Annotated in this window: 1 protein-coding gene; it reads left to right on the top strand. The window is 72.6% G+C overall.

Features of this window, described 5'->3' with window-relative positions; all coding sequences use genetic code 11:
- A partial coding sequence (locus TSH64_RS33835) for a CoA-transferase (RefSeq protein ID WP_282188144.1) occupies window positions 1-401 on the top strand: 401 nt, incomplete at both ends.

Below are 401 nucleotides of genomic sequence, written 5' to 3'. Positions count from 1 at the left end.
TGCGGCTGCCCGGTGCCGGCGGCGCGCCGGAGATCGCCTCCCAGGCCAAGGAGGTCTTCATCGTCCTCAAGCAGAGCCGCAAGGCCTTCGTCGCCACGCTGCCCTTCGTCACCTCGGCGGGCTATCTCGACGGCGGGGATGCCCGCGCCAAGGCCGGCATCCCCGGCGCCGGACCGACCGCGGTGATCACCGACCTCGGCATCCTCACCCCCGACCCGGTGACCAAGGAGCTGACCCTGACCGGCATCCACCCCGGCGTGACGGTGGAGCAGGTGAAGGCGGCCACCGGCTGGGATCTGAAGATCTCGCCCGACCTGAAGACCACCGACATCCCGGACGCCGCAACCCTGGCGGCGCTGCGCGACCTGCACGCCCGCACCGCCGCCGCCCACGGGCAGGTT

Origin of the sequence: Azospirillum sp. TSH64 (genome assembly GCF_003116035.1) — a bacterium.
Classification (GTDB): domain Bacteria; phylum Pseudomonadota; class Alphaproteobacteria; order Azospirillales; family Azospirillaceae; genus Azospirillum.
Note: the sequence above shows the minus strand (reverse complement) of the source record. Positions and strands in the feature narration are given on the sequence as shown.